The following is a 9,132-nucleotide window of genomic DNA, read 5'->3' on the forward strand; positions in this document are numbered from 1 at the left end:
TCGTCGCGTTGTTCCCGACGTTCTCGCCGGTCGACTACGCGATCTTCGCCGCGGTTACGCTCCTATTTGCCCTCGTGTACGTGGGCATCATGGTCGCCGTCTCCGCGACGACGGGGAGCGGCGGGCGGGCGATGGCGTTTGGGGTCGGCGTGTTCGTCCTCCTCGAGTTCCTCGGCGATCTCCTAGCCCCGGCAGTCATGTTCGTTGTGAACGGGTTCTCCTTCGGCGGAATCGCGACGGTGCCGGGCTGGTATGCGTTCCTCAACATCGTCACGCCATCGGCCGCCTACCAGAACGCCCTCGGGTGGTTCCTCGGTGACGGTACCGCGGCGGCCCTGACTCTCGGCGGAATGCTGGACGGTGCGGTCCCGTTCTATCTCACGGGGTGGGCTAGCATCGCGGTGCTCGCGCTCTGGCTCGTCGTTCCGCTGGTGCTCGGCTACCGGCGCTTTGCCGCCGCAGACCTCTGACCACACTATTCACACACATCACAATATCTCATGAATACGACAAACTGGCTGTTACTGGGCCTCTTGTTCGTCGTTACTGGTGGTTTCCTCTGGATTCGTCCCGTTATCGAGATACCCGCTCGGTTGGCCGTTTGGCTGATCATTCTCGGGTTTACAATCGGGGTGCTCGGTGCGATTATCTCCGAGTATCGAGATTAGGATTTCCTTTTTCTGGTATCTGGTTTGATTTCAGAAAACTACAAAGCGGAGCTTCTCTGACCTAATTACTGGATCGTACTCGACTCCGACGCAGCCGACAAGTTGGTGATCAACCTTATAGAGATTCGAGGAGAATACCTGCGGCTTCAGCCGCTGGATGAATCCGACAGAACTCTTTACCAACCATTGTTCGGTGGCATTCCCGAGTTTCCAAAGTCCGCAGTTTCAAGTGGAGTCAATTCGTATCAAAGAGTACGGCCAGGTCGGAACGAAGCGATTCCGAACGGCCTTCGGAGGTGGCCTCGCCGCCGCTAATGAGACAATATCCGAAACACCAACACGGTGAACGCGAATGCCAGAAGCGTTCGTCTGTGCCTGTTGGTCGAGCAAGCCCAAAGGTAACTCCAAGTCCACTGACGTGTCAGCCATTCCCTGCTGGCAAAAACAACCGGTGGAAATCAACGACATAGAGGATAGGAGTACCGGCGGTTTGGCACCGCCAGTCAGCCACCGTTTCGTGATGGGTTAAACGAGTTCCCGAAGAAGAAACCGGACTCATGGTTGCGAACCTGAAATTCCCAACGCTCGGGATTCCTCCGCGTTCACGCGGAAGAGGATGTCAAGAGTGACCTCGCTGCCATTTTCAAAAACGGTTCCGCCTCGACCGTCATATACTCAATCGCTGGGTTGCCGAGCTGGTAGTACCCAGCTTACCGGATTCCCCGCAGCAACCAGAACAGCATAGTACCCGCGCGGGCTCGATTCCGACCGGATCAAGAAGGTGTATTTAAAAGGCGGATGGATACGGCCTACGTCTTCAGGAGTCGTCCTCCCGTATATAGGTTCGAGCAATAACGGAAGCATCGCGCTTCGTTGCGGTGTTCATCATGTCAACTTCAAATCACAACCAGCCGGATATACAGCCCCGAACTGCCGATAGCCCGCGACGGGCGATTCTCGTCGCACTCGGGCTACTATTTGCCGCCGCGATCCCGCCGCTGGCCATCGTCGAGGGCTTCAAGCTCGTGCAGGCGCAGTTCGGGTACGGTGGCGACCTTGCGTTTACGTACATCGGCGGTGGCCTCCTCGCAACGATAGCCATCGGCCTGATTGGCGTCGCGTACCACCGTATCCGACCGGTTACCGTCCACGTGCCGCGATGGCTCCCGACGGTGCGCGAGAGCGGCTGGATTGTCGCGGGTATCGTCATTTCGCTTGTCGCCGCAATCCTGATCGAGATCGGGATGCAATTGGTCAATGCGATACCGCCAACGAACTTCATCACCGCTGCTGCCGCCGAACGACCGGTTCTGGTGTACGGATTTGCGCTCTTAGGCGTACTGTTCATCGTCGGCCCCATCGAGGAGTACTTCTTCCGGGGTATCGTCCAGGGCCGCCTCCGCGAACAGATGGGACCAGTACCGGCCATCGCCATAGTTTCCGTCGGCTTCACGCTGGGACACGTTCCGAGCTACTGGATCGGCGGCTCGGATCTCCTCTCGCTGGGCGTCTTCTTCGCCCTTCTGAGCATCGCCGTCGGGTCGGTCATCCTCGGTGCGATCTACGAGCGCACCCAGAACCTCGTCGTGGTCATCGCGATCCACAGCCTGATCAACGCGATCGGCGTCAGCCTGGCACTGGTCCCCCCTCTCGGAGCGTGATTAGGGGATGCAACTGAGATATTTCCAATCGCGCCCGGTACAGTTGTACGTCGGTATTCTTTCGGCGATGCTGGTGTTCGGCGTACTCGCCAGACCCCTGGTCGAGACGCTCGCACCCGGACTCTCCGTCATCGGTATCCGGGTCGTCGTCAACTGGCTGTTCGTCGCACTCGTCGTCGGCCTGGTCGCCTGGCTGGGCTGGTGGCAGAAGGTCCGGCTGACTACACCGATAGCGTCCGGGGGTCGCCGGTATCTCCTCGTGTTGGCCGCCCTGTTGCTCGTCCCGCTGGGAGTAACCCTTGCGCTCACGCCGGCGCCCTTCGCGGTCCCGGAGTTCACGATCCTTGATGGACAGTCCCTCTCGACGGCCGGTGTCGTTGTACTTGTCGTCGTCGGGTTCGCTCTCGGCGCGGCCGTCTCAGAGGAGCTCCTATACCGGGGTGTCGTCCTCCGGAGTTTCGAGTCGCGAGGCCGGATTCTCGCCGCCCTCGCGGCCAGTTTCCTCTTCGGCGTCTCCCACCTCTCGCTGCTCACGGTGGGCGTACCACTGAGTGAAGTGCTGCTCGTCGGCGTGTTGAGCGCCGTCTCGGGGATCGGGCTCGCGGCAATCGCGTTCAGACTGGGGACGCTGTGGCCGCTGGTCGGATGGCACTTCCTCCAGAATTCCTTTCCGGCGTTCCTTACCGCCGAGGCGATGGCGGTGTTCGTTCCCGTCAACATCGTCGTCGTCCTCGGGGTCGCCATTCTCGGGACGTGGCTCCTCTGGACTGATCGCAACCTCAGGGTCGTTGACGATGGAATGCTGGCCAATACAGCCACACGGCCCGCTGGGAGCAGGACGAGGCCATGAACCGCCGCAGCTTCCTCGGCGCCGTGGCGGGAACCACGGCTGCCGGGTCACTCGTGGCGCTGGCTGGCTGCGTCGGCTCGGAGGACGGCATCGGCGACCTCACGGTGATCGTTACCAACGAGGAGGAGGTCACGCACACAGTCGCAGTGACCGTCACGAACCAGGCCGGTGACGTCGTCGAATCGCTCGCCGGCGAGGACATCGAACCGGGCATCGGGCGGACGTTCACCAGTGTAGGGTATCCCGACGACACCTATCAGGTCGCGGTTGAAGACGACAGGGAAGACCGCCCCACCTGGAAGCAGGTCACGCGGTGGTCGAACTTGGCGGAGTGTCCCTCGTTAGTGTTCGAACTCCGGCTAACCAATCGGGACGGCGTCAGGAATGTGGTCCCATCGAAACGGTGTGAGTCGTCATGAACGTGCGTCGGGTTCTGAAGACGGCACATCCCCGAGGGTTCGTCTGGAACGCCACCGAAGGCCGACTCCGGATGCCGCTACGCATCCTCGCCGGACTCGCCCTCTGGGCTCCTCGGAATCATACTGTCCGGTCTCTTGGGAACGGTCGTTACGGGACGGTCACCCCTCTTCGAACTCCGAGGGACCCCCTTTGGCAATATCGCCGTAACCACGATTGACCTCGTGGTCGGCGCAATCTCCACCCCGGTGGCGATCTACCCGGCCAGTCGGTACGTGGACCGGCGGCGTTTCCGAGATTTTGGTCTTCGCGTCGATCGCGCGTAGTGGATCGACCTCGGGGTCGGATTCGCGCTGGGCGGCGCGTTGATGACGGCCATCTTCGTTTTCCAGTTGGCACTCGGCTGGATCACGATACGCGACGTTTTCGTCGTCGGTGGCGTCCCACAGTGGACGTTTCCGTACTGGTTCCTGCTCTCGGTGAGCTCCTACCTCGTCGGGTCGGTGATCGAGGAACTGCTTCACCGGGGCTTCCTGCTGACGAACCTCGCTGAGGGGTTCCAGGTCGGACCGGTCGACGCTCGCGGCGCCGTAGTGATAGGAATTGTACTGACGAGCGGCGTGTTCGCGTTGGCACATGCCACGGCGCCGAACGCGACGGCTATCAGCACGGCGTCGATAGCGCTCGCGGGCGTCTTCCTCGGCTTCGGGTACGTCCTGACGGGGGAACTCGAGCTCCCGATCGGTGTCCACATCGCCTGGAACTTCTTCGAGGGAAACCTCTACGGATTCCCGATTAGCGGGTCGACGACGACGAGCATTCTCGCTATTGACCAGCACGGCCCGGACATCGTGACTGGCGGTGCGTTCGGTCCCGAGGCCGGCCTCCTCGGCGTGGCTGCTATTCTCCTCGGTATCCTCGTGACGGTCGCTTGGGCGCGATATCACCGGAGGAGCTCAGGAATACATCCGGCAGTCAGGAACCGTAACGCCCTGCGAAGATAGCCATTCAGAGTTTGTGGCACCCCTCTCCTGCTGATTGGCCCCAAAGAGGTACGACTCACTTATTGGGTATGTCGTTTCCAGCGCCTAGTAATGCAATCAACTCAGGAATCTCGTCGAGATGTCTTTCGACGGATTGCCCAACGACCACACGCTAACTGGCCAGTGTACGATGCGACGCCATTGTATGAGCGAGATTCGCCTGACGGTCTGGCGTCAGATATTCGGACAGTCTCACAGGCTTCAGTAGTTGAGACTGGCCGTCTCAATGCATACGGTTCCGAATCTGCTGGAATCAACTTATTCGGCTCTGTTGAAATCCTCTTCTTCAGACATATCCTCATCTGAAACAGCTGGTCGATAAGAGATGCGTATTGTGCACCAAAGTCCCTGAACCGAATAGATTTATAATGAAAGCAATTCCTGTATTCTATATGACCAAAGAGCGAGGCCGTATGCTCGGAATTATCAGTATTATCCTGTCAGTTCTCGCGTTGGCGTATGCTGTCCTCTGGTTTGCTGGGGTAGTTTGAATGCAGCTTTCGACCGCGGTTAGCTGATAACTGTATCTCTTGTATTGACCGCTCAGAGTGATCGGTCGATATTGTGACTGAGACAGGCGATGGTGAGTTCACGGAACTGCTTTTACCAGCGTCGTGACCGGACGAACGCACCGTACTTCCGCTTGAGCGTTGAGTTGACCGTCTCTGATTGACACCGCTGGCCGTAGAGATCAGCGTCTAAACGCGCGTTCCATGCCTTGTGGAGTGACGTGAATTCACGATGCTTAATCAGTGGACGAACCTCGTGTTGCCGAGCAAGTCGCCTGATCTTCTGGTCGTCGTAGCCTTTGTCACCGAGCAGAATATCGATGCCCTCGGGATTGCGCTTAATCAAAGAGGGTGCGATCTGGCTGTCGTGTTTTCGTGTTGTTGTCACATGTAGGTCGATGATCGTGTTCACCTTCGCATCGACCAATAGCGTCACTTTGAGCTGCTGAATCGTAAGTTCAGCCCGTTTCGTGTAGTGTTTTGAAGCGTGACTCCGGTCGAACCCTGACGCATCGACTCCAACGATTCCGCTCGTCGGAAGTAGCGTGGTTGAGAGAGTCAATATGACACGCCATACAGTCATATCAAGCCGGTTGAATGCCTTACAGAGCGTTGATGGCGTAGGAAGTTCAGTTAATCCAAGAGTTCGACGAATGCGTGGCATCTCGATCAGTTCGTCGAGTAAACCACGATAGGTCGTGTTCTTCCGAACTTTGAGACACAGCAGAACAACGTGCTGCGGATGTGTATAGCGGTGTTTTGAGAACTTCGAGGAGTACTGAGAGACGGCTCGGCGTGCCAGATGGATCGCCTTCTCAGTAAAACGGAGAATCTGCGACTTCGGGAGGGTCTTCATCTCATGGAATTATAGGACGAACATGTAACTCCCAGAGGATTTCAACAGAGCCTAGTATTTCAAAACTCGAATGAGTAAATTGCGACATGTACGATCTCACTGGCTTTCAGCGCGATCTGCTGTACGTAGTTGCCGGACTTGACAACCCCCACGGGCTCGCGATCAAAGACGAGCTCGAGGACTACTACGAAAAGGAAATCCATCATGGTCGGCTCTATCCCAACCTCGACACGCTCGTTGAGAAGGGACTCATCGAAAAAAGTCAGCGGGACCGACGGACCAACGAGTACAGCACTACTCGCCGGGGCACTAGAGAGATCGAAGCGCGGACTGAATGGGAAGCCGGGTATATTGACCACGACGGGTGATCGAACCGCTGCGTTCGAGGACTGTTCGACTCTAGTATTTCACGCTCTTCTCGCGTGAGCTCCACTTAGCATCACTAGACATCGTAGAAAGAGTATTTTAGATTAATATTATGGTTAAGATTAACTCGTGTCGCTTCAATTGCCGGACTCTACTGTTTTTCAATGGAGTGTCCAAAGATGGAATCGAGAATCTGTTCGAGAAGGGTATCAGCCGGGCAGTAGCTCAGACAGGCAACGGACAGTTTCCTAGGTCTCGTCGATGACGACTCCGATGACGAGTAGTACCGCATTAGCCACATCTGAGTATAGCCTCACAGCTGACAGAGCGATCGCTCGATGTTGCCGTCATGGATGCTATCTGTTTCTTTGCTCTTGTTAGGTTTCACCCTAACACTTATCGGAACAGAGTGCATCGACACGTGTGTGGATGAGCGATGATGTCACCGTACTTGAAGACGAGATTGAAGCCTAAGCCGACGGCACCGTTGCGCGGATACGCGTGCTTTCGGTCCCGACCTCAGACCGGTTCGAGGACGGGATCAAGTACGCCTACCACTACGGCGAAGCCGGTGCAGATGATCCGATCATCCGGTTCGACAACCACCACGGCGTCCACGAACTCCACCTCGGCGGTGAGACCTTCGAGATCGACTACCCCGGCCTTGCGGAGATCTTCCGCGCCTGGCGGGCGGCGCTCCCAGAAGAGAAGCGCGACGACTGGTAGCCCGTTCAACTACGGTGACTGACGTACAGACCCGCGACCAATCACAACCGACCATCTCACGCCCCACCACCCATGACCCAGACACTCCACGTTCAGATCAAGTCCGCCGACCGTAGTGACCTCGAAGAGCGTCTCGAAGCGATCGACGCTGGCGAGGACGTTGACCCCAGTGAGCCGACGCTGTCGATCGAGAACCTCGAAACGTTCGGTCGCGTTTTCCGCTCGACCAACCTCGAGCTCTTGGAGGCGATCGTCGAACACGAGCCGGAGAGCATCCGCGAGCTCGCACGCCTCGTTGACCGGAACCCGCCAGAGGTCCTCGAGAACGTGAACGAGCTGGCCGACTACGGCCTCGTCGAACTCGAGGAAAATGGCCGAGCAAAACGCCCAGTTGTGTGGTACGACGAGATCAACGCGGACCTCCCGCTCACGACTAAGTCCGGACAGGGCCCGAAGGCGAACGCCTGACTCTACGGAGAAACACGAGGGGTGACGACATCGATCCCGAGGAGCCGCGACCTGACGGACACTACCACGTCGATCGGGACGCAGAGTGGTACTACGTCGACGACGACCTCGCGGGGACGGTCGCCCTCGGGCCAGCGACCGACAGTGAGCCCGGTGACGACTGGGTCCTCACGCTCTCGGCTGCGACGCCGGACGGGGATCCCGACCCGGCCGAGCGTGTCGCTGTTCGCCTCACGCCGTGGTGACGCCGATGCGCTCCATCCCGTCTTCGAGCTGGCCGACGGCCTCCGTTGCGGACCGAGAGCGATCCTCGACGGCGTGGAGTTCTTCGACGGCGCGCCGCGTCGCCGACCGGCCCTCGTCGCTGAGTTCGGTCGCCCGCTCGGAGGACGACGGCCGCAAGCCCGGCGACCAGCAGGCCTGGACGTCGGAACAGCGCCACGCCCTCACCCGCCAGTCGACGAACGGGCCCGCGCCGCCGTCGAGGCGTACACGACACTCCCACAGGGTACTGACCGCCTCAACAAGCAGCGAGCGCGCTACGCAGCACTAAAGACGGCTCGTGACCGGGCTCTGGTGTTCGTCCTCGCGTACACCGCCGTCCGCGTCGGCGAACTCCTCCGGGACCCCAATGACCCGCGCCGGCACGGCGTCCGCTGGGAGGACCTCTCACTTGACGACGGGAGTATGGACGTCTATCGGAAAAAACAGCAATGGGACGCCGCGAGTCTCCCCGACCCGGTGCTCTCGCCGCTGCGGAGCTACCGCCAGCTGATGGACCGGCCGACGGACCGGTGGCCAGTGTTTCCGACGTTCGACCAACGGACGCTTGCGGAGCTCGTTCGGGAAGAGCTAGCCGAACGAGGGGAACGCCCAGAAGCAATTACGGAACACCGTGAAGAATATACTCGCGACCTGCTGCTGGCGCTTGATGAGAATATTCAGCCGCCGTCGATCACGACTGACGGCGCTAGGTCGATTCTCCAGCGGCTCTCGGAATCTGCAGAAATTGACATCGACCATCCGAAACACGACTATCTCGCTCCGCACGGTGGTCGACGCGGGATGGGTGAGGTCCTCGTCCGTGCGTTCGGGTACACGGTGGCGGCCCGGTATCTCGATAACTCCGAAGAGATGGTACGAGAGCGCTGCTCACACATCGAAGCCGGCGAACTCGGTGACGCTGCAACCGAAGCTCTAAATCAGATCGACGGATAAGCGGCCGTCCAACGCCTGAGAACGCCATCTCAGGAGTATCTGGTGGGAACGAGGAATGGAACTTATTGTTGCGGTCTCTCCTTGATTTGGCTTTGCAGAAATGGATTCGATACCATCGAAACCACTCGCCGAACTGAGGGTGTTCATCGGCAAAACGCGTCAAACGGTCGTCGACTTCGAAACCGATCGCGGGAAGGTTGCGAAATTCGGCGATTAAGAGCGTAGACATCTTTTTCCATCAAGAATGGGCCTACGAGTGCGAATACCGTTGTACGTCCGGAATTACATGGTTAAGAATCCAACATTCAAAAATCTATCAGCGCGAGGTCACGGTGATGTTAAGTTAAGAA

8 protein-coding genes and 2 pseudogenes are annotated in these 9,132 nt (G+C 58.6%); 9 read left to right on the top strand and 1 reads right to left on the bottom strand.

The window, feature by feature from the left end; translation table 11 throughout:
• The 5 genes from DJ74_RS03655 to DJ74_RS03675 form a co-directional block, all read left to right on the top strand.
• On the top strand, window positions 1-470 hold a 470-nt coding region (locus DJ74_RS03655), incomplete at its 5' end, for an ABC transporter permease subunit (protein WP_176451305.1).
• A 1,085-nt stretch (window positions 471-1,555) separates the two neighbouring features.
• Window positions 1,556-2,329 (top strand): CPBP family intramembrane glutamic endopeptidase, encoded by a 774-nt coding sequence (locus DJ74_RS03660; RefSeq protein ID WP_141212665.1) that lies wholly within the window; start codon window positions 1,556-1,558, stop codon window positions 2,327-2,329.
• Between the two features lie 73 nt (window positions 2,330-2,402).
• Window positions 2,403-3,179: a CPBP family intramembrane glutamic endopeptidase gene (locus DJ74_RS03665; protein ID WP_176451306.1), complete on the top strand. Its 777-nt coding sequence runs from the start codon at window positions 2,403-2,405 to the stop codon at window positions 3,177-3,179.
• A complete protein-coding gene (locus DJ74_RS03670) occupies window positions 3,176-3,598 on the top strand; it encodes a twin-arginine translocation signal domain-containing protein (protein ID WP_094524457.1) in 423 nt (140 codons plus the stop codon). Before DJ74_RS03665 ends, DJ74_RS03670 begins: the two co-directional genes overlap by 4 nt.
• A 366-nt stretch (window positions 3,599-3,964) precedes the next feature.
• Window positions 3,965-4,600 (top strand): CPBP family intramembrane glutamic endopeptidase, encoded by a 636-nt coding sequence (locus DJ74_RS03675; RefSeq protein ID WP_094526399.1) that lies wholly within the window; start codon window positions 3,965-3,967, stop codon window positions 4,598-4,600.
• Between the two features lie 642 nt (window positions 4,601-5,242).
• On the opposite strand, the gene DJ74_RS03680 is transcribed toward DJ74_RS03675, so the two are convergent.
• Complete coding sequence (locus DJ74_RS03680; protein ID WP_094526400.1) at window positions 5,243-6,004, bottom strand: IS5 family transposase; 762 nt, start codon at window positions 6,002-6,004, stop codon at window positions 5,243-5,245.
• Between the two features lie 86 nt (window positions 6,005-6,090).
• On the opposite strand from DJ74_RS03680, the gene DJ74_RS03685 reads away from it, so the two are divergent.
• The 4 genes and pseudogenes from DJ74_RS03685 to DJ74_RS03705 all read left to right on the top strand — a co-directional run.
• Window positions 6,091-6,372 (top strand): helix-turn-helix transcriptional regulator, encoded by a 282-nt coding sequence (locus DJ74_RS03685; protein WP_094526401.1) that lies wholly within the window; start codon window positions 6,091-6,093, stop codon window positions 6,370-6,372.
• Window positions 6,373-6,799: 427 nt separating this feature from the next.
• Window positions 6,800-7,096: pseudogene (locus DJ74_RS03690) on the top strand (DUF6516 family protein).
• 72 nt (window positions 7,097-7,168) lie between these two features.
• A complete protein-coding gene (locus DJ74_RS03695) occupies window positions 7,169-7,564 on the top strand; it encodes a hypothetical protein (RefSeq protein ID WP_094524454.1) in 396 nt (131 codons plus the stop codon).
• 382 nt (window positions 7,565-7,946) lie between these two features.
• Window positions 7,947-8,782, top strand: a pseudogene (locus tag DJ74_RS03705) (site-specific integrase); the annotation flags it as partial.
• Window positions 8,783-9,132: the final 350 nt, after the last annotated feature.

The organism is Halorubrum sp. Ea8, assembly GCF_002252925.1.
GTDB lineage: Archaea > Halobacteriota > Halobacteria > Halobacteriales > Haloferacaceae > Halorubrum.

Coding starts and splice junctions, on each gene's coding strand:
- DJ74_RS03695 (WP_094524454.1), top strand. CDS start 7,169: ATGACCCAGACACTCCACGTTCAGATCAAGTCCGCCGACCGTAGTGAC.
- DJ74_RS03685 (WP_094526401.1), top strand. CDS start 6,091: ATGTACGATCTCACTGGCTTTCAGCGCGATCTGCTGTACGTAGTTGCC.
- DJ74_RS03660 (WP_141212665.1), top strand. CDS start 1,556: ATGTCAACTTCAAATCACAACCAGCCGGATATACAGCCCCGAACTGCC.
- DJ74_RS03680 (WP_094526400.1), bottom strand. CDS start 6,004: ATGAAGACCCTCCCGAAGTCGCAGATTCTCCGTTTTACTGAGAAGGCG.
- DJ74_RS03675 (WP_094526399.1), top strand. CDS start 3,965: ATGACGGCCATCTTCGTTTTCCAGTTGGCACTCGGCTGGATCACGATA.
- DJ74_RS03670 (WP_094524457.1), top strand. CDS start 3,176: ATGAACCGCCGCAGCTTCCTCGGCGCCGTGGCGGGAACCACGGCTGCC.